Below are 20731 nucleotides of genomic sequence, written 5' to 3'. Positions count from 1 at the left end.
GCGGTCTGGTCGTCGTCTTCAACGCCACCCCCGAGCAGCAGCAACAGCGCATCAGCGCCCTCGCCGGCACCCCCTACACCCTCCACCCCGTCCAGGCCACCGGCTCCGACGACACCGTGAAGTCGGCGTCCTACACGACCGGTTCGGGCACCTTCACCGCCCCCGCCCGCACCGTCGCGGTGTTCACCCGCTGAGTCGGTTCATCCCCGCGCACACAACGGGTGCCCCTCGCTCGGCGAGGGGCACCCGTCGGTCGTTCCGTGTCAGGGGAGATGGACTCCGGTGGCGGCGAGCAGCGCACCGTTGGCGGCCCGCTGGGTGGCGATGAGCTGGGCGCGCAGGGCGGCCGGCACCCGGTCGCGGTCGCGGGGGTCGACCGTGAACGCCGGGTCGTCCGCCAGCTCCGGATGCGCCGACTTCTGCGCGTCCGTGAGCTTCGACGGGATCAGCCGCAGCCAGTGGCCCTCGTCGGACAGCGCGCCGTCCTTGACGGTGATGCCTCCGTCGGGGGCGTAGACGAGCTGCTGGCTGGTGGAGTCCGTGGTCTTCACCTTCCACACGACCGTGTCCGTGTCGAGCCAGCGGGCCTTGGCCGTGCCGAGGTCCAGGTCGGGGGCGCTGCCCACCGTCGGCAGCAGATAGTCGCTGTCACCGCCGATCAGCCAGGTCTCCTTGCCGTAGGTGGCGAAGTCCAGCGAGCGGTCAGCGCTGATGTCCTTCTCGTCGCCCTTGTGGACGATGTAGCTGAGCGAGGTCGCGCCGTCGGCGAGCGGCACCTCGAAGGTCACGCCGAAGGCGTCCCTGCCGGTGGGTGTGAGCGGCGCCGACCAGTCCGTGGGGTGCTTGGCGCCGGTCCAGGTGTGCAGGCCCCAGCCGTCGTAGTCGCCGTCGGCCCGGTGGTAGTGGATCACGGCCTTGGCGGGGTCGGGGGCCGGGTAGGCGCCGTGCGGTGCCGTGTCCGACTGGCCGTCGTCCCCCTGCCGGATCCAGACCTCGCCCGTCTTGTCCAGGTCGATGGTGCGCGCCGGGCCGTCCGCGGTGCCGTTGCCGGTGACCGTGTACGTCAGGCTCCGCGCGCCGTCCTCCGGCTTGACCCAGGCGAACGCGCCGTAGGCGTCCCGGCCGGTGAACTCGGCCGACCGGCCCGCGCTGTCGAGTCGCCAGCCGGTGTAGTCGCCGTCCGGGCGCGCGTAGTGCACGACGGCGTAGGGGCGGTTCAGGGCGCTCGGCGGCCTGGGCGCCGCCGCCTGGCCGGCCGTGGTCGTGGCGAGGGCGCTCGCGGTGCGGCCCGCGAGGTCGACGGCCACGGCCTTGTAGCGCAGGGGGGTGCCCTGCCGCACGGTGTCGGGCAGGTGCTGGGTGACCTTGTACGGTGCGTGGTCGGCGGTGCCGAGCGTCTGCCACGGGCCGTTGCCGACCTGGGCGGCGAAGACGACCCGGTCGAGGCCGCCGCCGCTGACGTCGGCGGTGATCTCGACGTCGCCGGTGGCGCCCGCCGTGGGGGCCTTGAGTTCCAGGGCCGGCCGGGTGGCGGGCGTGCCGAGCCGCCGCTTAGCCTCCAGCACCACGGACGACAGCGGCGGGACGGTGACGGTCACGCGGGTGTCGGCGCCGCTGGCCACCGTGCCGGTGGTGCCGTACAGGCCTCGGTAGGACATCCCGGCGACGCCCGTGGGAATCCGTACGGTCCGTGCCTGGGTGGAGTTGTTGGCCGCGACCAGGTAGTGGTCGCGCCGGTGGGTGTCCGTCCGGGTGAAGGCGTAGACGGAGCCCTGTGCGTAGCGCTCCACCTGGACGCCGTCGCGCAGGGCGGGGTGCTGCCGGGTCAGCCGGGACAGAGTGGCGATCGCCCGGTACAGGGGGTGGGAGGGGTCGTAGGCGTCCGAGGAGGCCGTGCGGCCGGTGCCTATCTCGTCGTCGTCCAGGTAGTCCGGCACCTTGGAGGCGAACATCGTCTGCCGGGCGTCCTTGTCGCCGCCGGCGCCGGTGAAGCCCTGCTCGTCACCGGAGTAGACGACCGGGTTGCCCCGGGAGAGGAACATCAGCTCGTGGGCGAAGCGGTCCCGGCCGAGGAGTTCGGCGTCGTCGGCCCCCGGGTTGTCCTTGAGCAGGAAGCCGCCGATGCGGCCCATGTCGTGGTTGCCGAGGAAGGTCACCTGTTCGTAGGCGTTCGCCTTGTCGGTGGTGTAGCGGTAGTCCTGCGCGAAGACGTCGGCGAGCCGGTCGGCCGTGCGGCCCTGGGAGGCGTACTGGCGGATGGCGTCCTGGAGCGGGAAGTCGAGCGTGGCGTCGAGGCGGCCCTGGCGGACGTACGGGGAGGTGACGGCCGGGTCGGAGGAGAGTGTCTCGCCGAAGACGAAGAAGTTCTTCCGGCCCTTCCTCGCGGCGTAGGCGTCGAGTGCTGTCGCCCACTGGGTCCAGAACGCCATGTCGACGTTGCGGACGGTGTCGACCCGGAAGCCGTCGACTTGGAAGTCGTCGACCCACTTCTCGTAGATCTCCTCCATGCCGCGCACGACTTCGGGGCGTTCGGTCCACAGGTCGTCGAGGCCGGTGTGGTCGCCGTAGAGGGTGCTCTCGCCGGCGAAGGTGGAGTCACCGCGGTTGTGGTACATGGTGGGGTCGTTGAGCCAGGCCGGGACCTTGGCGTTCCGTTCGGAGGGGGCGACCTGCGGTGTGTAGGGGAAGCCACGGGCGTCGGTCTTCCGCATGCCCTTGGTGTCGTCGAAGGGGCGGCCTTCGGTGTCCAGGTAGGGGTAGGCGCCCTTGCCGCGGTACGTGAACGTCTTCTCGGTGTTGGTGACGGTGTCGGCCGTGTGGTTGGTGATGACGTCGAAGAAGACCTTCATCCCCTTGGCGTGGGCCTTGCGGATGAGTTCCGCGAGGTCCGCGTTGGTGCCGAAGTGCGGGTCGACTCGGGTGAAGTCGGTGATCCAGTAACCGTGGTAGCCGGCGCTCTCGCCGTTGCCCTGCACCGGTTTGTTCTTGAAGATCGGGGCCAGCCAGATCGCGGTCGTGCCGAGCCCCTTGACGTAGTCGAGCTTGCTGATCAGCCCCTTCAGGTCACCGCCCTGGTAGAAGCCCTTGTCGGTGGGGTCGTAGCCGGTGGTGGTGCGGTCGCCGGTCAGCCCGCCCCGGTCGTTGGCGGCGGAGCCGTTCGCGAAGCGGTCGGGAAGGAGGAAGTAGAACTGCTCGCGGGTCATGTCGTGCCGGGCCGGCACGGCGGCCAGGCGGGCGTCGGACGGCGGGACGGGCGGACGGCCCGTGGCGCTCGCCGGCCGGGCGCCGCCTGGGGCCGTGGCGCTCGCCGGCTGGGTGGCGTGCGGGGCGGTGGCGAGCAGTGTGGCGGTGACGGCCACGGTGGCGGCGCGGGTGACGGCGGCCGGGAGACTCCGGCCGCGCGGGCGTGCCGGTGGTCCGCCCGGGTTGCCTCGGGCGGTGGGTGCTGGGGTCACGGTGCGGCTCTTTCCTTTCGTACGGTGTGCTGGGGAGGTCAGCCGGGTGGCAGGCGCACGGTCGTGGCGCCGAGCAGGGCCCCGTCCTGTCCTCGCTGGGTGGCGATCAGCTGGCGGCTCGCCCGGGCCTCGGCGATCCGGTCGCGGTCCCGGGGGTCGACGGTGAAGGCCTGATGGTCCGCGAATCCGGGATGGGCGGACCGTTGCGCGTCGGTCAGCTGCGCGGGGATCAGCCGCAGCCAGTGTCCCTCGTCCGACAGGGCACCGTTCTCCAGGCGGATGCCGCCGCCGGGTGCGTACACGAGTTGCTGGCCGGCGACTCCGGCGCCGGTCCCCCGCCATACGACGGTGTCCTCGTCCAGCCAGGTCGCGGCGGACGTGCCGAGGTCCAGGCCGAAGGCGCCGCCGAGGGTGGGGGTGAGGTAGGTGCCGTCGCCGGCCACGCGCCACACCTCGTGGCCGTAGAGGGAGAAGTCCAGGGTCTCGTCGGAGGGGACGTCCTTCTCCTCCTTCTTGTGCAGGATGTAGCTGAGGGAGTCCGCGTGATCGGTCAGCGGGACCTCGAAGACCAGGCCGAAGGAGTCCCGGCGCACCGGGCGGATCGGGTCGTTCCACTCCGGCGGGCGGGCCGCTCCCGTCCAGGCGTGCAGGCCCCAGCCGTCGTAGTCGCCGTCGGCGCGGTGGTAGTGGACGACCGCCTTCGCCGGGTCCTGGGCCGGGTACGCGTCCACGGGTCTGGTGCCCGTGACCGTGTCGCTGCCCTGTTCGGTCCACACCTCCGGTGTCGCGGCGAAGCCCAGGGTGCGTGCGGGGGCGTCGGGGACGCCGTCCTTCTCCACGGTGAAGGTGATCTCGGTGGTGCCCTCGGCGGGGGCCAGCCAGGCGAACGCGCCGTAGGCGTCCCGGCCGGTGAAGGCGGCGGTGCGGCCGTCGGCGGTGCGCAGGCGCAGGCCGTCGTACTCGCCGTCGGGCCGCCGGTGGTGGACGACGGCCCAGTGGCGGGCCGCGGTCGGTGCCGGAACCGGTGCGGTCCGGCCCGCGGTCGTGGCGGCGAGGGCGCCGGCGGTCCGGCCCGCGCGGTCCACGACGACCGCCTTGTATCTCAGCGGTGTGCCCGCGGGGACGTCCGGGGCGATGTGCTGGGTGACCTTGTACGGGGCGTGGTCGGCGGTGCCGAGCGTGTGCCACGCACCGTTGCCGGCCTGGGCGGCGAAGACGACCCGCTGGTAGTCGCCGCCCGTGACGTCGGCGGAGACCTCCACGGTTCCATGGGCGCCCGCCTGGGGGGCGGTGAGTGCGAGCGAGGGCGCGGCCGTGGGCGGGTGCGGTGGCCGTGCCGCCTGGTACACGACGGACGACAGGGCCGGGACGGTCACGGTGGTCTTCCCGTCGGCGTCCGCGCGTACGCTGCCGGTGGTGCCGTACAGCGCACGGTAGGGCGTGTCCGGGGAGCCGGTCGGCAGGGTGACGGTCCTGGGCTCGGTGGCGTTGTTGAACGCCACCAGGTAGTCGCGTCCCGCGCGGACGTCGGTGCGGGTGACGGCGTAGACGGAGCCCTGTGCGTAGCGTTCGGTCTGGACGCCGTCGCGCAGGGCGGGGTGCTGCCGGGTGAGCCGGGACAGGGTGGCGATCGCCCGGTACAGGGGGTGGGAGGGGTCGTAGGCGTCCGAGGAGGCCGTGCGGCCGGTGCCTATCTCGTCGTCGTCCAGGTACTCCGGCACCTTGGAGGCGAACATCGTCTGGCGGGCGGCCACGTCGCCGCCCGAGCCGGTGAAGCCCTGCTCGTCACCGGAGTAGACGACCGGGTTGCCCCGGGAGAGGAACATCAGCTCGTGGGCCAGGCGGTCGCGGCCGAGGAGTTCGGCGTCGTCCGCGCCGGGGTGGTCCTGGGCGAGGAAGGTGCCGATGCGGCCCATGTCGTGGCTGCCGAGGAAGGTGACCTGGCTGTAGGCGTTGGTCTTGTCGGTGGTGTAGCGGTAGTCCTGCGCGAAGACGTGGGCGAGGTCGTCCGCGGGGCCGCCGCGCGAGGCGAAGTCGCGGGCGGCGGCCTGGAACGGGAAGTCGAGCGTGGCGTCGAGCCGGCCCTCGGTGACGTAGGGGGCGGTGATGGCCGCGTCGGCGGAGAAGGCCTCGGCGAAGAGGAAGAAGTCCCGGCGCCCGTGCCGTGCCGCGTGGCGGTCGAGCGCGGTGGCCCACTGGGTCCAGAAGGCCATGTCGACGTTCTTGGCGGTGTCGACGCGGAAGCCGTCCACTGCGAAGTCGTCGACCCACTTCTCGTAGATCTCCTCCATGCCCCGGACGACCTCCGGGCGTTCGGTCCACAGGTCGTCCATGCCCATGAAGTCGCCGTCCAGGGCGCTCTCCCCGGCGAAGGTGGAGTTGCCGCGGTTGTGGTACATGGACGGGTCGTTCAGCCAGTCGGGCACCTTGCGGTCGTCCGGGTCGGCGGAGACGCGCGGGGTGTACGGGGCGCCGTCCGCGTCCGCCGGGCGCATGCCGGTGCTGTCGTCGAAGGGGCGGCCCTCGGTGTCGAGGTAGGGGTAGGCGCCCTTGCCGCGGTATCCGTAGCGTTTCTCGGCGTAGTCGATGGTGTCCGCTGTGTGGTTGGTGATGACGTCGAAGAAGACCTTCATGCCCTTGGCGTGGGCCTTGTCGATCAGTTCCGCGAGGTCGGCCTCGGTGCCGAAGTGCGGGTCGACGCGGGTGAAGTCGGTGATGGCGTAGCCGTGGTAGTTGGCGGTCGCCCTGCCGTCGCGGACCGTCACGGGCTTGTTCCGGAACACCGGCGCGAGCCAGATGGCGGTGGTGCCGAGGCCCTTGACGTAGTCCAGGTGGTCGATGGCGCCCCGCAGGTCGCCGCCCTGGAAGAAGTCCTTGTCGGTGGGGTCGTAGCCGGTGGTGGTGCGGTCGCCGGTCAGCCCGCCCCGGTCGTTGGCGGCGGAGCCGTTCGCGAACCGGTCGGGCAGCAGCAGGTAGAACTGTTCCCGGCTGGTCGCCGGGCGGTCCGGCTCGTGCGCGAGCCGGGCGTCCGCCGGGGGCGGGGGCGGCCCCGCGGCCGTCGCCGGTTCCGCGGCCGTACCCGGAGGCGGTTCCGCGGCCGTCGCCGGGGGCGTCAGCGGTGGCAGAACGGCTGTGCACAGGGCGATGGCCAGTGCGGTTGCGTGATGTCGGGGTCTGCCGGCCACGTGACGCGTCTCCTCGGGGTGTCGGTCGCGGGCAAGGACGGGCTGCGTCGCGCGGCGGGGTGCGGGACCGCCCGGCACCGGTGGTCGGGCCGGGCGGTCGTCGCCGGTGTGCGGAGTCCGGCTCCGGGTGGGCCGGTCAGCCGCGCCAGGTGTCGTTCAGCGTGACCACTCCGCCGACCGGCACGGTGGCCGTACGGTTGGAGCCGCTCTCCCAGGTGACGTTGCCGCTCGCGTCCTTGCGGAGGTACTTGTACTCGAATGCGGTGCCCGCGGGCAGGGGCTGGGCGAGCTTCCACACGGGGTAGCTCGCCGGGTCCAGCTTCAGGGCGTTGGAGGGGTTCCAGTTGCCGAGGGCGGAGGTGCTGCCGACGACGTAGATGTCCTGGCCCCACTGGGTGGTGGCGTTGACGTTGAACGAGGCTCCGGTGGTGGGAGCGGGGTCGGGGTCGGGGTCGACGGTGGTGTCGCAGTTCTTCGCCCCGACGTGCAGGGCGAGGGCGGAGTTGGCGCCCAGGGTGGCAGTGAACCGGCCGGACGAGTCGACGGTCACGCCCTTGCCGCTCTGCACGTCGCAGTAGCTCCCGGCGGGCAGCGAGGTCTGGAAGGTGCGGGTGAGGGTGGAGCCCTCGTGGTTGATGGCGACGTACGCCTTGTCACCGCGGCCGAAGGCGATCTGGTTGTTGCCGTTGTCCCACCAGTCGGTCACGGCGGTCCCGGCCGCCGTGGTGCGGAACTTGACCATGCTCGCTATCTCGCGCCAGGCGTGCTGGCACTTCCAGCCGTCGGTGTAACAGGCGTTGACCTGGCCGTTGTTCGGTCCGCCGGCGTCCTTGTCGCTGAACTCGTAGCCGGAGTGCACAGCGGGTGAGCCGTACGGCCAGGCCAGCATGAAGACGTTCGCGAGGGTGTAGTTGGCGCCGTCCTTGTAGGTGAGGCTGCCTCCGTTGCGCTCGGTGTCGTGGTTGGTGACGAAGACGGACGCCTTGCCGCTGGAGACGTAGCCCCACGCCTCGCCGAAGTTCTTCAGCTCGGCGAGCTTCTCGTTGTTGAAGACCCGCTTGAGGTCGTAGGCGTAGCGGAACTCCTGGACGTCGCCCGTGTTGTAGAACTCGGGCGGCTGGACCGCCTCGCCGGGGGCCCCGATCGTCTCCTGGTTCCAGTACACGCCGGGGTTGGTCAGGCGGGACTTGATGTTGGCGAGGTCGTCCTCGGGGATGTGCTTGGCGGCGTCGATACGGAATCCGTCGACGCCGAGGGACAGCAGGTCGTTCAGGTAGCCCGCGATGGTCTTGCGGACGTACTCCTCACCGGTGTCGAGGTCGGGCAGGCCGCCCATCTCGCAGTGCTGGACGTTCCAGCGGTCGCCGTAGTTGCTGATGCTCGTGGTGCAGTCGTCCATGTCGGCGGCGGAGTAGGTGCCGGGGTAGGCGTACTTGCTGAAGGACGACCCGGCGGTGCCGGTGCCGGAGGCGTTCGCCATGTGGTTGATCACGGTGTCGGCGACCACCTTGACGCCTGCCGCGTGGCAGGTGTCCACCATGTTCTTGAAGTCCGAGCGGTTGCCCAGCTTCGTGCCGATCTTGTAGCTGACGGGCTGGTAGGCCGTCCACCAGGAGGGACCCTGGATGTGTTCGTTCGGTGGGGAGACCTGGACGTAGCCGTACCCGGCGGGGCCCAGCTGGTCCGTGCACGCCTTGGCGACGGACGCGAAGTTCCATTCGAACATCACCGCGGTGACGTCCTTGCCGCCGGGCACGCTCGCCTGCGCCGGCGTCGGTCCCGTGACGGCCACAGCGGCTCCCGCCAGGGCGGCGAGTGCAGCGGCCACGGTCTTTCTGGCCATGGTTGCTCCAGTGGGGATGGGGGGCGGTACCGGAGTCAGCCTCGGTTGACAACGCGCCATGCCAGGTAAGGCCGTTCACTGGTTCTTGCAGCAAGAAATTGCGGTCGAGACCGTACGGCGCCGCTTACCGCAGGTCAACCCCTCGCGCAGAACTGCCGATTGAACAGGCAATAGTTGAACTGGCTGCGCGCAAAGCCTTTCGCAACGGTTTTCAGGGTGTTACGTTCAACGAACTCCGGTCCCCGGCCGCGGGGTTCGCATCCGGTGCGTCCCCGACGCGCCCGGCCGCGCGGACCGGAGTCACACGGACTCCAGCAGGGGTTCCCACCACGCCCGATGGGTGCGGTACCAGTCCGCCGTGGCGGCCAGTGCCGCCTCGAAGCCGACCCGTGGCCGGTATCCCAGCTCCGCGGTGATCTTGCCATGGTCCACCGCGTACCGCCGGTCGTGCCCCTTGCGGTCCTCGACGTGCGTGATGCGCTCCGGGCCGGCCCCGCACCACCGCAGCAGGCGGTGCGCGAGGTCCAGATTGGTCAGCGAGGTGCCCCCTCCGATGTTGTACGTCTGCCCCGGCCGCCCCGCCGTGCGCACCAGCTCCACCGCCCGCACGTGGTCGTCCACGTGCAGCCAGTCGCGCACCTGCCGCCCGTCGCCGTACACCGGCAGGTCACCGCCGGTGAGCAGGGTGGCGACGAAGCGCGGGACGGCCTTCTCCGGATGCTGGTACGGGCCGAAGTTGTTGGAGCAGCGGGTCACCCGGACGTCCAGGCCGTGGGTGTGGTGGTGGGCCAGGGCGACGAGGTCGGCCGCGGCCTTCGACGCCGCGTACGGCGAGCTGGGTATGAGCGGGTCCTCCTCCCGTGCGGCGCCCTCGGGTATCGAGCCGTAGACCTCGTCGGTGGAGATCTGCACGAAGGTCCGCACCCCGTACCGCAGCGCGGCGTCCAGCAGGGTGTGGGTGCCCATCACGTTGGTGTGGGTGAAGCCGGTGCCGTCCTGGATGGAGCGGTCGACGTGCGACTCCGCCGCGAAGTGGACGATCTCGTCGTGCCCGGCCGCCAGCCGCCGCACCGTCACGGCGTCGCAGACGTCGCCGTGCACGAAGGTCAGCCCGGGGTGGCCGCGCACCGGATCGAGGCGGGCGAGGCTGCCCGCGTAGGTGAGTTTGTCCAGGACCGTGACCGAGACGCCGGGCGGCCCGGCGGGGCCGAGCAGCGCGCGGACGTAGGCGGAGCCGATGAAGCCGGCTCCGCCGGTGACGAGGATGCGTGAGGTCATGAGGTGAGCTGCACCTTGCTGTGGTCGCCGAGGACGAGACGGTGGGCCTGGGGCGGACGGGGCGCGGCGGTCACCACGGCCTCCCGGCCGATGAGCGACCGCTCGATCCGTGCGGCCCCCTCCACGCACGCGCCCTGGAGCAGCACCGAGAACTCGATCGCGCTGTCCTCGATCCGGCAGTCCTCGGCGATGGCGGTGTACGGGCCGACGCTGGAGTTGTTGATGACGGTGCCCGCGCCGACGACGACGGGCCCGACGATCCGTGATCCGCGCACCACGGCCCCGTCCGCGATGCGGACCCGGCCCACCAGGACGCTGTGCGGATCGACCTTGCCGTCCACGCGGCCCTCCATCCGGTCCAGGACGTGCCGGTTCGCCTCCAACAGGTCCTCGACGCTGCCGGTGTCGCGCCAGGGACGGGTGGTCGTCTCGGCGCGTACGCGCAGTCCGCGGTCGATCATCCACTGCACCGCGTGGGTGATCTCCAGCTCGCCGCGCCCGGAGGGGCGGATGGCGCGCACCGCCTCGTGCACGGCGGGGGTGAAGGCGTAGACCCCGACCAGGGCCAGGTCGCTGCGGGGCCGCTCCGGCTTCTCCTCCAGCCGGCGCACCACTCCGTCGTCGTCGACCTCCGCGACGCCGAAGGCGGTGGGGTCGGGCACGGGGGTGAGTAGCAGCCGGGCGGCGTCCCGCTGGGCGGCGGCGCGCCGGACGAACCCGGCGACGCCGTCCTCCAGGTGGTTGTCCCCGAGGTACAGCAGGAAGTCGTCGTCCGCGAGGAAGGGGCGGGCGACCGCCACCGCGTGGGCCAGGCCCAGGGGCCGAGGCTGGTTCAGGTAGGCGATGCTCAGCCCGAAGGCCGAGCCGTCGCCGATCGCGCGGCGGACGTCGTCCCCGTGGTGGCCGACCACCACGCCCACCTCCTCGATGCCGGCGTCGGCTATCGCCTGCAGGGCGTAGTGCACCACCGGCCTGTTGGCGATGGGGAGGAGCTGCTTGGCGCTCGTGTGGGTGAACGGCCGCAGCCGGCTGCCGGTGCCGCCCGCCAGGACCAGGGCTTTCACGCCGGGCACCGGTGTCGCGGCGGGGACTGGATCTGTGGTCTCACGGATGTCTCCTTGAGCGAGAGTCGCGGGGTCACCGGTGGGTCTGTTCCCGACTCAAGCAGAAGCCGGACCGGGCGCGCAAGGTCGTTCAGCAACTTTCAGCAAGTTCTTGCACCCAGCGCCGCGTTGGTGTTTGACTCGCTTCCGGCACCGCCCAACGGCGCTGCCCGGAACAGCAGTTCACACAGAAGGGGGTGGGCGGCGCATGACGGCTCGGCACCAGCGGGAACGGCTGGAGCGGGAGGCGCGGCACCTGGCTCCGGGCGCCTCCGAGGAGGCGGCCGTCGGGCGCCGGGTCTTCGCCGAGGGGCGCGGTCCGGTCCTCACGGACCTCGACGGCAACCAGTACCTGGACTTCGCGGCGGGCGCCCTGACCCAGTCCCTGGGACACGGCCATCCGGAGGTGGTGGCGGCCCTCACCGCGCAGGCCCGGCGCCTGTGGAACGTGCACGACTCGGCCACGCCCGACCGGGCCGCCCTGCTGGAGCTGCTGGCCGGGCTGCTGCCGGAACGGCTGGACACCTACGCGCTGTTCTCCACCGGCGCCGAGGTCGTGGAGGCCGCGCTGCGCGTGGTGCAGGCCACCGCCGCACCGGGCCGCAACCGGATCGGCGCGCTGCGCGGGGGTTTCCACGGCAAGACGATGGGCGCGCGGATGCTCGTGCACTGGGACGTGGGCCACCAGGCCTTCGCCGGCAACTCGATCCTCGGGTACTCGGCCTACTGCTACCGCTGCCCGCTGGAACTCACGTACCCCTCCTGCGGGGTGCGGTGCGCCTCCCTCGTGCGCAAGCACATCGCCGAGAAGCCGAACGTCTCGGCTCTGGTCTTCGAACCGGTCCTCGGAGCCGCCGGCGTCGTCGTGCCGCCCCCGGGCTACTGGGAGCAGATCGCCGACGCCTGCCGGTCCAACGGCGTCCTGCTGGTGGCCGACGAGGTGCTCACCGGCGGCGGCCGGACGGGCACCTTCCTGGCGAGCGAGCAGTTCGGTGTCGAGCCCGATCTGGTGGCCCTGTCCAAGGGGCTGGCCAGCGGTTTCCCGTTCGCCGTGCTGGCGGGGCGGGCCGACCTGATGCACCATCCGGCGGCCTCCGGGGCCGGCGCCTACGCGTCGACGTACGCGGGCAATCCGCTCGGCATCGCGGCGGCCCGGGCCACGCTGGAGGTCATCGAACGCGACCGGCTGATCGAGCGCGTCCGGGTCCTGGGCGAGCTGCTGCACGAGCGGCTCCGCGCCCTTCCGGCCCGCTTCGAGAACCTGGGTGACGTACGCGGCCTGGGGCTGCTGTACGGTCTGGAGTTCGTCACCGACCGGGCGAGCCGCACCCCCGCGCCGCACCTCGCGCGGGCCGTGTACACTACCGCCCTCGACCTGGGTCTCCGCGTCGCCCTGGGCGGGCACATCCTGCGTCTGGCACCGCCTTTCACCCTCGACGAGCCGCTGCTGGACGAGGGCGTCACACTGCTCGAACAGGCCCTGGAACGGGTGCTGTCGTGATCGTCGCGGAGCACCTCGTCAAGGAGTTCCGGCTCACCGAGCGCAAGCCGGGCCTGGCCGGCAGTCTGGCCACCCTCTTCACCCGGGAGCACCGCGTCGTCCGCGCGGTCGACGGCGTGTCCTTCACGATCCCGGCCGGCGCGAAGACGGCGTACATCGGCGCCAACGGGGCGGGGAAGTCGACCACCATCAAGATGCTGACCGGCATCATGACGCCCACCAGCGGGCGCTGTCTGGTCCGGGGCATCGAGCCCTACCGGCACCGGCAGGCCAACGCCCGCGGCATCGGGGTGGTCTTCGGGCAGCGCAGTCAGCTCTGGTGGGATCTGTCCGTGCCGGACTCGTTCCGCATCCTGCGCCGGGTCTACGACATCCCGGACGCGGTGTACCGGCGCAATCTCGCCCTGTACCGGGAGCTGCTGGACATCGACGCCCTCGGCACCACGCCCGTGCGCCAGCTGAGCCTGGGGCAGCGGATGCGGGCCGAGATCGCGGCGAGCCTGCTGCACGATCCGGCGGTGGTCTTCTGGGACGAGCCGACCATCGGCCTCGACATGGTGCTCAAGGACGCGGTACGGCAGTTGGTCAACCGCGTCCACGCGGAGCTGGGCACGACCGTCGTGCTCACCAGCCACGACATCGCGGACATCGCCGCCATCTGCGACAGCGCGCTGGTCGTGGACCGGGGCCGGGTCGTCCACCAGGGCAGCATCCGGGACCTGCTGCGCACCGCCGACCGGCGCTCGGTCGTCTTCGACCACCGGGGCCGGCCGGATCCCGGGCCCGTCCGCGCGGAGATAGAGCGGGGGCTGCCCGGGGTGAGCGCCTCGTCCGCCGAGGACGGCCGGATCAGGGTCGACTACCCGGCGGACCGGTTCACCTCCCGGCAGGTGCTCGGCTTCCTGCTCGACCGCTTCGACCTGGCCGACTGCTACGCGCCCGAACCCGACCTGGAGGACGTCCTGCGGAGGATCTACGGCGGGCACCGCGAGGCCCCGTCCACCGGGGTCCCGTCCACCGGGGTCCCGGGCGGCGGCGAGGAGGGTGTGGCATGAGCGGCCCGCTCCGCCCGGAGACGCACGGCCCGCTCCGCCGGGTGCGGGAGAACCCCACGCCCCTCTCCCCGGCCGCGCGCGCCCGGCGCTATCTGCCGTTCGCCACCGGGGGGCTGCAGTCCCTGCTCCAGTACCGTTCGACGTTCCTCACCACCGGGATCACGGCCGCCGCCGGCGCGGCGATCACGGTCTTCCTGTGGCGGGCGGTGTACGCGGACGCCCCGCCCGGCGGCGGCCCGGGCGGCTTCACCTCCGAGAGCATCACCACCTATCTGCTCGTGGCGCAGGTGCTGCAGATCCTGCACGCCAACCGGGTGGACGACGAGGTCGCCGCCGAGGTCTACCGCGGCGACGTCGCCGTCATGCTGGTGCGGCCCGTCAGCTACCCGGTGATGCGGTTCTTCGCCTGTCTGCCGGTGGTCGCGGCCAACGCCGTCCTGGTCGGCGTCCCCGTGCTCGTGCTGTTCGCGCTGCTCGTGCCGCTGACCACGCCACGGCCCGTGGACGTCGTGCTGTTCGCGGTGTCCACCGCGCTGTCCGTGCTGCTCGCCTTCCTCGTGAACCTGCTGACCGGGATGACGGGTTTCGTCACCACGAACACCTGGGGGGTGCGGATGGTGAAGCAGAGCGTGGTCGCCTTCTTCGCCGGACAGCTGGTGCCCCTCGCGCTGATGCCCGGGCCGCTTTCGGCGCTGGCGTCCGCGCTGCCCTTCCGGGGCATGGTCGACGGACCGCTCACCCTGCTGCTCGGCCGTTACGACGGGGTGGCCGGCGCGGCCGACGTGCTGGCCCGGCAGATCGGCTGGGCGGCCGGTCTGACGCTGCTGGCCGGCGTGCTGTGGCGGGCCTCGCTGAGCCGTCTGGAGGTGCTCGGCGGATGACCGGCACGGTGTGGCGCCATGTGCGGCTGGCCTTCTTCCTCGGCGGGGTCGGGCTGCACCGGCTGAGCATGTACCGCGTGGACTTCGCCCTGGGCGCGGGGGCCTTCCTGGTCCGGGTGGGCCTGCAGACGGCCGTGGTGGGCCTGGTGTTCCGGCAGGTGCCCGCGGTGGACGGCTGGACCTATCACGAGGTGCTGTTCCTGCTCGGCTTCTCGCTGCTGCCGCGCGGCCTGGACCACCTCTTCACGGACCAGCTGTGGGAACTGGGCCGCAAGCTGGTCCAGCGCGGCGAGTTCTACCGCTATCTGATCCGCCCGGTGAACCCGCTGTTCTCGCTGCTGTCGGAGCGCTTCTTCCATCCCGACGGCCTCGGCGAACTCGCCGTGGGCGCCGTCCTGGTGGGGTGGTCCGGCAGTGAGCTGGGGCTCCACCTCACCCCGGTGCAGTGGCTCGTCGCCCCGTTCCTCGTGCTGTGCGGCGCCCTGATCCACACCTCGGTGAAGCTGCTGTTCGCCTCGCTGTCCTTCTGGACCGTGACCAGCCTGCCGTCGATGTACGCGGCGAACCAGGTGTCCGAGTTCGCCGCCTATCCGCTGGACATCTACCACCCCTCGCTGCGCGCGGTACTGACCTGGGTGCTCCCCTTCGCCTTCACCTCGTACGTGCCGTGCGGCTATCTGCTGACCGGCGCCACGGGACGCGTGGTCTGGCTGCCGCTGGTGACCGCCGGGGCCCTGGCCGTCGCCCTGGCCGTCTGGCGGCGCGGCATCAACGCTTATGAAATGACCGGGAGTTGAGCACGCACGTGTTCCGCGACGACGATCTCCAGCCCCTGCACCTCGAACCCCTGCTGCGCTCCGCGCCCTGGCTGCCGCGCGATCTGCGGGCCGCCCACCGGTGGGAGGCGGTCGACCACGCCGAGCTGGGCTCCGGCGAACTGCTGCTGGTGGTGGCCGCCGTCGGCGGGCCCGCCTCGGGCGAGCGGGTCTTCCTGACCGCGCGCCGGGATCCGTCGGGCGCCCTGACCGCGGCCGGCGACGACGGGCCGCACGGACTCGCGGCCGTGCGCCACGTGCTCGCCGGCGCCCGGCTGCGCACCGCCCGCGGCGGGCACGTCGACTTCCGCCGGGCGCCCTCGGCCCCGGCCGGCGAGCCGCGCCGGCTCCCCTTCGACCAGGGCTGGTCCTCCAACTCCCTGTCCCTGGTGGAGGTGGCCGGGGCCGCGTACCTCCACAAGACCTACCGGCGGCCGGCCGAGGCGGTCCACGAACCCGAACTGCTCCGCCGCATGAGCGGCACCGGGCACACACCCGAGTGGGCCGGCGACTACACCTACACGGACCCCGTGCGCGGGTCCCGGCACCCCGTGGGCGTCCTCTACCGCCATGCTCCGGGCCGGGGCATCGACGCGCCGCTGCGCGAGAACCTGCGCTCGCTGTGGCCCCGGCTCATGTCCGGCACCGCGCCGGACCGGCTCGTACGCGACCATCTGCTGCCGCTGGAGGCGAGGTTGCGCGCCGCCGGGCGTTTCCTGCGCGGCTTCCACCGGGATCTGGCGGCGCGCCTGGGCGCCCCCGCCACCGGCTACCCGGTGGCCGACGCCCTGGCGCGGGCCTCGGCCCGGCTGGCCGAGCTGGCCCGGGCCGGCGCGCCCCTCCCTCAGGACGGCGCGCCCCTTCCGCGGGCCGCCCGCGACGCCGCCTTCGACGCGCTCGCCACCGAACTCGCCCGGCTGGAGGGAGAGTTCGACGGCCGGACGACGGCGTCCGTGGCCGGCCCCTGCCACGGCGATCTGCACCTGTCGCACCTGCTGTGCTCCGACACGGCCGACGGCACCTGGCACATGAGCGTCATCGACCTGTCCACGCCCGCCCTGTCACCGGACGACCCGGAGTACGCCGCCCAGTCCCCCGTGCAGGACCTCGTCGCCGTGCGGCGCGCGCTGGAGTACTTCGCCGCCGACGAGGCCGCCTTCGAGAGCTCCCGCAGGCTCGGCGTCGACGCGACCGAGACCATGTACGGCTCCCTGGACGGCGCGCCCGGCCTGCCGGCCGCGGACCGGGCCGTGCTGACGAGTGTCTTCCGCACCGCCGACCTCTGGCGCGAGCGCGTGCTGGGCCTGCTGCTCGGCCCCGCCTCCGGTGATCCGCTGCGGCGGCTGCTGTACCTGCGCCGGCTCCTGCACGAGCTGGGCTACAACCACGACCACGCCCGCCCGTACCACGCCGCGATCGACCTGCGCCACGCGCTCGCGCTGGCCACCCCCGCCCCGACGACCCACGCGAGGACATGACCGTCGTGAACGCGCCCAGGATGCACATCATCGAGACGTACTTCGAGTGCTGCGGATTCGACCACACCTTCCTTCAGGGCGGCACGTCCGTGTACCTGTGGAACCTGTCCAAGACCTTCGCCGCCCGGGGACACCGGGTCTCCATCGTCACCCCCGCCCACGGCCGGCTGGACGACCTGCGGCGGCGCTACGAGGTGGAGGACCTGCCCTACGAGGACACCTACACGCTGCCGGTGGTCCTCGACCCCCGGGTCTGGCAGGGCTTTCCCGCACAGGCCGAGCTGGCACTGCGCACCACCGCCCACCGCATCCGGCTGGCCGGCGTGGACCTGTACTTCCTGGCCAACGAGTACCTGAACCGGCTGCCCGACACCTTCTACCCGCCGTACTCCGCCAAGGGCCGGGACCTGGTGTTCTTCAAGCCCCTGGTGTTCCAGGTGGACAGCGTGCGCTTCCTGCGCGGCTGGTTCGGCGGCGAGAAGGCCGTCGTCCACGCGCACGAGCCGTACTACCACTACCTGCTGCCGGCCGCCCTGCGCGACGACCCCACGAAGCTGGTCGTCAGCAACGTGCAGAGCAACATGCCGATCGCCAAGAAGGTGTACCGGCCGGAGGTGGAGCGCCTCTTCGAACTGCTCGACGTGAACGTCGAGTTGCCGGGCCCAGAGCCCGAATCCGACGTGCCCGCGGCGATCGTGCAGTACCAGCAGCTCACCCATCTGCACTACACCTACCCGCCGGACCACGTGGCGGTCTACGAGCTGACCGCCGAGCACGCCGACCTGATCGACTTCCTGTCGCCCGGCCAGCTGGACTTCTACGCGGGCTTCCGGGACACCCCGTTCGAAGCGCTCTTCCGGCGGCTGCCGATCGCCGGCGTGGTGCGGCGCAACGCCCACAAGATGTTCGTCGGCGGCTGCGCCATCTCCGACCAGTGGCTGGCCTGGGACCCGGCCGGCGTGGACCGGGTGAAGGTGCTCGGCGGCCTCGGTCTCGATCCCGCCCTGCCGACGTTCTTCCACAACGCCCGCTACGCGGTCCACCACAAGGGCCAGACCGAGCTGATGCGGGCCGTGGACCGGGTGCTGAGCGAGGGCCTCGCGGCCAACTTCGTCATCCGCTGCATCTCCGGCAACGGCATCGACAATCCCTTCTTCCACGAGGTGGCCGCCCGCCATCCGGGCCGGCTGCACTTCGAGTGGGAACGCGTCGAGGAGGCGCAGGTCTTCTCGTACGCCGCCGCCAGCGACTTCGCCCTGTTCCCCTCCAAGTTCGAGATGGACACCTTCCTGATCGCCCAGGGCGAGGCCATGGCCGTGGGCGCGGTGCCGATCGCCACCGACCAGCGCGGCATGGAGCACTTCCGGCACGCCGACGGCCCGGACACCACGACGGGCTTCGCGGTGAACCGCTCCTTCGCGGAGGACGACGACCTGCTGACCGACGCGCTCGCGCGGCGGATCCGGCAGGCGGTGGCCCTGTGGTCGGACGATCCCGGCCGCTACCGTGAGCTGTCCGGACGGGCCGCAGCCGTCGCCCGGGGCTTCACCTGGGACCACTGCGCCGACCTGCACCTGGCGGCGTTCACCGGTCTGTGGGAGGGCCGCCCCGCCGTCCTGTCCACCGAACTGGCGCTGCGGCACGGCTGGTTCGACCTGCTCCCCGACGCGTCGGTCACCCCCGGTGCCGCGCTCGCCCACGGTGACATCGCGGCCTGGGAACGCCGTGCCCCGTTCGATACGGACGCCGCGCTGACGATGTTCCGTGCCGCCTGGGAGCGGGCCGACTTCGCGGTCTGCGAGCGGGTCCTGGAGCGGCTCCCCGAGGCGGTGCCCGCGGCGGAGACCGCCCGGCTGCGCGGGCGGTTGCGGATCCTCGGTGACGGGCGGCTGGAGTACCGGCTCCCGCACGCCGAACGAGTGGAAGTGGTCGAGCCCCGGCGGGGCCCGGACCGGTCCCTTCCGGAGGTGCGCACCCTGGAACGCACGGCGCCGGGGCGGTTCGTGGGCGAGGCTCCGAGCGACGCCGGGCGGCTGCTGCTCACGCTGTCCTCCGGCCGGGTGACCTGGGACGAGGTGCGTCATGGCTGATCTGAGCACGGTACGCGCGGTGCTGCTGGCGGGCGGTGAGGGCCGCCGGATGGGCCCGCTCGGCACGGGGCGGCTCAAGCCGCTGGTCCCCTACGGGGGAACCTGCCGGCTCATCGACTTCAGCCTGGCCAACGCCCGCGCCTCGGGCCTCGCGGAGGTGCTGCTGCTCTCCCAGTACGAGGAGCGGCTGCTGATGGACGACCTGCACCGGACGTGGAACACCGGGCCCGGCTTCCGGGTGCGCTTCGGCCCCTACGACGCCGCCTACGCGGGTCCGGAGCTGCCCGCCGCGCTGCCGCCGCGCACCTGGCCGCCGGAGCGGGGCACGGCCGACGCGCTGATCCGCAAGGCGGAGTACGTCTTCACCGAGGGCACGAGGGACGTCCTCGTCCTGCACGCCGACCATGTCTACCGCTACGACTACGGTCCGCTGGTCGCGGCGCACCGCGCCTCGGGCGCGGCGCTGACCGTCGCCTACCAGCGGATCGACATGCGCTGGGTGCACCTGTTCGGCATGGTGCGTTTCGACGGCGGCGGCCGGCTGACGGAGTTCACGGAGAAACCCGAGAACCCCACCTCCGACCTGGTGTTCGCCGCGTTCTGCGTCTTCGACGCCGCCGTGCTGCGCCGGTATCTGACTCAGCTGGACGGCACCGACTGGCAGCACGACATCAGCCGGGACGTGATTCCCGCGATGCTCGCGGCCGGGGAGCACATCCGCGGTCACGAGGTGCGCGGCCACTGGGAGGACATCGGCACCGTCGAGCGCTACCACCGCGCCCACCTGGCCCTGGCCGCCGGGCCCCGGGCGCCCCTGCCCGTAGGGCGGATGCCGCGGACGGTGCGGCCTCAGGTCGGGCGGCGCTGGGTCGCCGACGCGCCGGGAGTCCGTGCGTCGGTGGTCCCGTCGGACCTCGTCAACGCCGGGCTGGTGCGAGACAGCGTGCTCTTCCCCGGGGTGCGGGTCGGCGCGGGCGCCCGGGTGCGGCGCAGCGTGGTGCTGCCCGGCGCGGTGATACCGCCCGGCGCCGACATCGACGGTGCGGTCGTCCTGGAGGACGGACGCGTTCAGCACGTTGCCGAAGGAGTGAGCGCATGACCCTGCCCGAACACCACACCCGCGCACCGCGTCCGGCCGACTACGACGTCCTGGTGGTCGGCGGGGTCGGGGTGGACACCATCGTGCGCGTGGACGAGCTGCGCGTACCGCCGGGCGACTCGGTCTTCGTGGAGCCGCTGAAGGACTACGTGGGACACACCGGCAACGGTGTCGCGCTGGGCTGGCACGCGCTCGGGCTGCGCACCAAGTTCATCGACTTCCTCGGCGACGACCCGCAGGGCCGCATGGTGCTGGAGCACTACGCCCGCCAGGGCCTCGACTTCAGCCACCTCGTCTCGCCGCACGGCACGCCGCGCTCGGCGAACCTCGTGGACCCGCACGGCCGCCGCTTCTCCTTCTACGACGGCCGCCACCCCGCCGACCTCCGGCTGCCCCGCGACTTCTACCTGCCGTTCCTGGAGCGGTCGGCCCACGTCCACCTGTCGATCATCGGTCACAACCAGGACATGTACGAGGACGTCCACCGGCTCGGCGTGACCAGCTCCACCGATCTGCACGACTGGGACGGGCACAATCCGCACCACCGCCACTACGCCCTCAACTCCGACTACGTCTTCCTGAGCGCGGCGGCGATCCACGACCGGCTGGACAGTGTGCTGCGCACGATCCTCGACGAGGGCCGGGCCCGGTTCGTGGTCGCGACCGACGGCGCCGACGGCTGCCATGTGCTGGAGCGCGGGGCCACGCGGGTCCGGCACTTCCCCGCGGTGCGGCCCGAGCGTCCGGTGGTGGACAGCAACGGTGCAGGGGACGCCTTCGTCACCGCGTTCCTGCACTCCTGGTTCGAGGGCCGCCCACTTCAGGAGTGCGTGCTGAGCGGTTCGGTGGCCGGTGCCTTCGTGTGCGGGAGCGTCGGCACCCACACCGAGTTCATCGACCTGCCGGGGCTGCGCGCGGCCGGCGCGCGCGCCGCGGCGGACTGGTGAG

General features: G+C 72.2%; 12 protein-coding genes and 2 pseudogenes. 9 read left to right on the top strand and 5 right to left on the bottom strand.

Features of this window, described 5'->3' with window-relative positions:
- Positions 1 to 194, top strand: a 194-nt coding sequence (locus IH25_RS0132555) for an alpha-1,6-glucosidase domain-containing protein (RefSeq protein ID WP_030619033.1), incomplete at its 5' end; no start/stop codon positions are given.
- A gap of 81 nt (positions 195 to 275) precedes the next feature.
- On the opposite strand, the pseudogene IH25_RS0132550 reads toward IH25_RS0132555, so the two are convergent.
- The 5 genes and pseudogenes from IH25_RS0132550 to IH25_RS0132530 form a co-directional block, all read right to left on the bottom strand.
- A pseudogene (locus tag IH25_RS0132550) lies at positions 276 to 3359 on the bottom strand (alpha-amylase family glycosyl hydrolase); the annotation flags it as partial.
- A 149-nt stretch (positions 3360 to 3508) separates the two neighbouring features.
- Positions 3509 to 6607: pseudogene (locus tag IH25_RS0132545) on the bottom strand (alpha-amylase family glycosyl hydrolase); the annotation flags it as partial.
- Between the two features lie 169 nt (positions 6608 to 6776).
- Entirely contained in the window at positions 6777 to 8483 is a 1707-nt protein-coding gene (locus IH25_RS0132540) for a carbohydrate-binding module family 20 domain-containing protein (RefSeq protein ID WP_030619022.1), read from the bottom strand.
- 300 nt (positions 8484 to 8783) lie between these two features.
- Entirely contained in the window at positions 8784 to 9761 is a 978-nt protein-coding gene (gene rfbB / locus IH25_RS0132535) for a dTDP-glucose 4,6-dehydratase (protein WP_030619020.1), read from the bottom strand.
- Positions 9758 to 10825 (bottom strand): glucose-1-phosphate thymidylyltransferase, encoded by a 1068-nt coding sequence (locus IH25_RS0132530; protein WP_030619018.1) that lies wholly within the window; start codon positions 10823 to 10825, stop codon positions 9758 to 9760. Before IH25_RS0132530 ends, rfbB begins: the two co-directional genes overlap by 4 nt.
- A gap of 247 nt (positions 10826 to 11072) precedes the next feature.
- On the opposite strand from IH25_RS0132530, the gene IH25_RS0132525 reads away from it, so the two are divergent.
- Genes IH25_RS0132525 through IH25_RS0132490 form a run of 8 tightly spaced genes read left to right on the top strand, consistent with a single transcriptional unit; the run spans position 11073 to position 20730 of the window.
- The gene (locus IH25_RS0132525) at positions 11073 to 12365 is read left to right on the top strand and encodes an aspartate aminotransferase family protein (protein WP_030619015.1); all 1293 of its coding nucleotides are present in this window, start codon (positions 11073 to 11075) and stop codon (positions 12363 to 12365) included.
- On the top strand, positions 12362 to 13420 hold the full coding sequence (locus IH25_RS0132520; protein ID WP_051754310.1) for an ABC transporter ATP-binding protein: 1059 nt from the start codon (positions 12362 to 12364) through the stop codon (positions 13418 to 13420). Before IH25_RS0132525 ends, IH25_RS0132520 begins: the two co-directional genes overlap by 4 nt.
- Entirely contained in the window at positions 13417 to 14301 is an 885-nt protein-coding gene (locus IH25_RS0132515) for an ABC transporter permease (RefSeq protein WP_078844538.1), read from the top strand. The genes IH25_RS0132520 and IH25_RS0132515 overlap by 4 nt, the downstream gene beginning before the upstream one ends.
- Positions 14298 to 15098, top strand: a complete 801-nt coding sequence (locus IH25_RS0132510; RefSeq protein WP_051754309.1) for an ABC transporter permease — start codon at positions 14298 to 14300, stop codon at positions 15096 to 15098. The genes IH25_RS0132515 and IH25_RS0132510 overlap by 4 nt, the downstream gene beginning before the upstream one ends.
- Positions 15095 to 16594 carry a hypothetical protein gene (locus IH25_RS0132505; protein WP_030618992.1) on the top strand — a complete coding sequence of 500 codons (1500 nt, stop codon included), beginning with the start codon at positions 15095 to 15097 and terminating at the stop codon, positions 16592 to 16594. Before IH25_RS0132510 ends, IH25_RS0132505 begins: the two co-directional genes overlap by 4 nt.
- Complete coding sequence (locus IH25_RS0132500; RefSeq protein WP_245172955.1) at positions 16591 to 18684, top strand: glycosyltransferase; 2094 nt, start codon at positions 16591 to 16593, stop codon at positions 18682 to 18684. Before IH25_RS0132505 ends, IH25_RS0132500 begins: the two co-directional genes overlap by 4 nt.
- Positions 18677 to 19783, top strand: a complete 1107-nt coding sequence (locus IH25_RS0132495; RefSeq protein ID WP_030618986.1) for a sugar phosphate nucleotidyltransferase — start codon at positions 18677 to 18679, stop codon at positions 19781 to 19783. Before IH25_RS0132500 ends, IH25_RS0132495 begins: the two co-directional genes overlap by 8 nt.
- Positions 19780 to 20730 (top strand): carbohydrate kinase family protein, encoded by a 951-nt coding sequence (locus IH25_RS0132490; RefSeq protein WP_051754307.1) that lies wholly within the window; start codon positions 19780 to 19782, stop codon positions 20728 to 20730. Before IH25_RS0132495 ends, IH25_RS0132490 begins: the two co-directional genes overlap by 4 nt.
- The last annotated feature ends 1 nt before the right edge of the window (position 20731 follow it).

Source organism: Streptomyces achromogenes subsp. achromogenes, from assembly GCF_000720835.1.
In the GTDB taxonomy this organism is placed as follows: Bacteria; Actinomycetota; Actinomycetes; order Streptomycetales; family Streptomycetaceae; genus Streptomyces; species Streptomyces achromogenes.
The sequence above is the reverse complement of the archived record's forward strand: the minus strand, read 5'-3'. Positions and strand labels throughout refer to the sequence as shown.

Excerpts from the sequence above, each read along its gene's own strand:
- IH25_RS0132540 (WP_030619022.1), bottom strand. The coding sequence starts at position 8,483 with ATGGCCAGAAAGACCGTGGCCGCTGCACTCGCCGCCCTGGCGGGAGCC.
- rfbB (WP_030619020.1), bottom strand. The coding sequence starts at position 9,761 with ATGACCTCACGCATCCTCGTCACCGGCGGAGCCGGCTTCATCGGCTCC.
- IH25_RS0132525 (WP_030619015.1), top strand. The coding sequence starts at position 11,073 with ATGACGGCTCGGCACCAGCGGGAACGGCTGGAGCGGGAGGCGCGGCAC.
- IH25_RS0132515 (WP_078844538.1), top strand. The coding sequence starts at position 13,417 with ATGAGCGGCCCGCTCCGCCCGGAGACGCACGGCCCGCTCCGCCGGGTG.
- IH25_RS0132510 (WP_051754309.1), top strand. The coding sequence starts at position 14,298 with ATGACCGGCACGGTGTGGCGCCATGTGCGGCTGGCCTTCTTCCTCGGC.
- IH25_RS0132500 (WP_245172955.1), top strand. The coding sequence starts at position 16,591 with ATGACCGTCGTGAACGCGCCCAGGATGCACATCATCGAGACGTACTTC.
- IH25_RS0132495 (WP_030618986.1), top strand. The coding sequence starts at position 18,677 with ATGGCTGATCTGAGCACGGTACGCGCGGTGCTGCTGGCGGGCGGTGAG.
- IH25_RS0132490 (WP_051754307.1), top strand. The coding sequence starts at position 19,780 with ATGACCCTGCCCGAACACCACACCCGCGCACCGCGTCCGGCCGACTAC.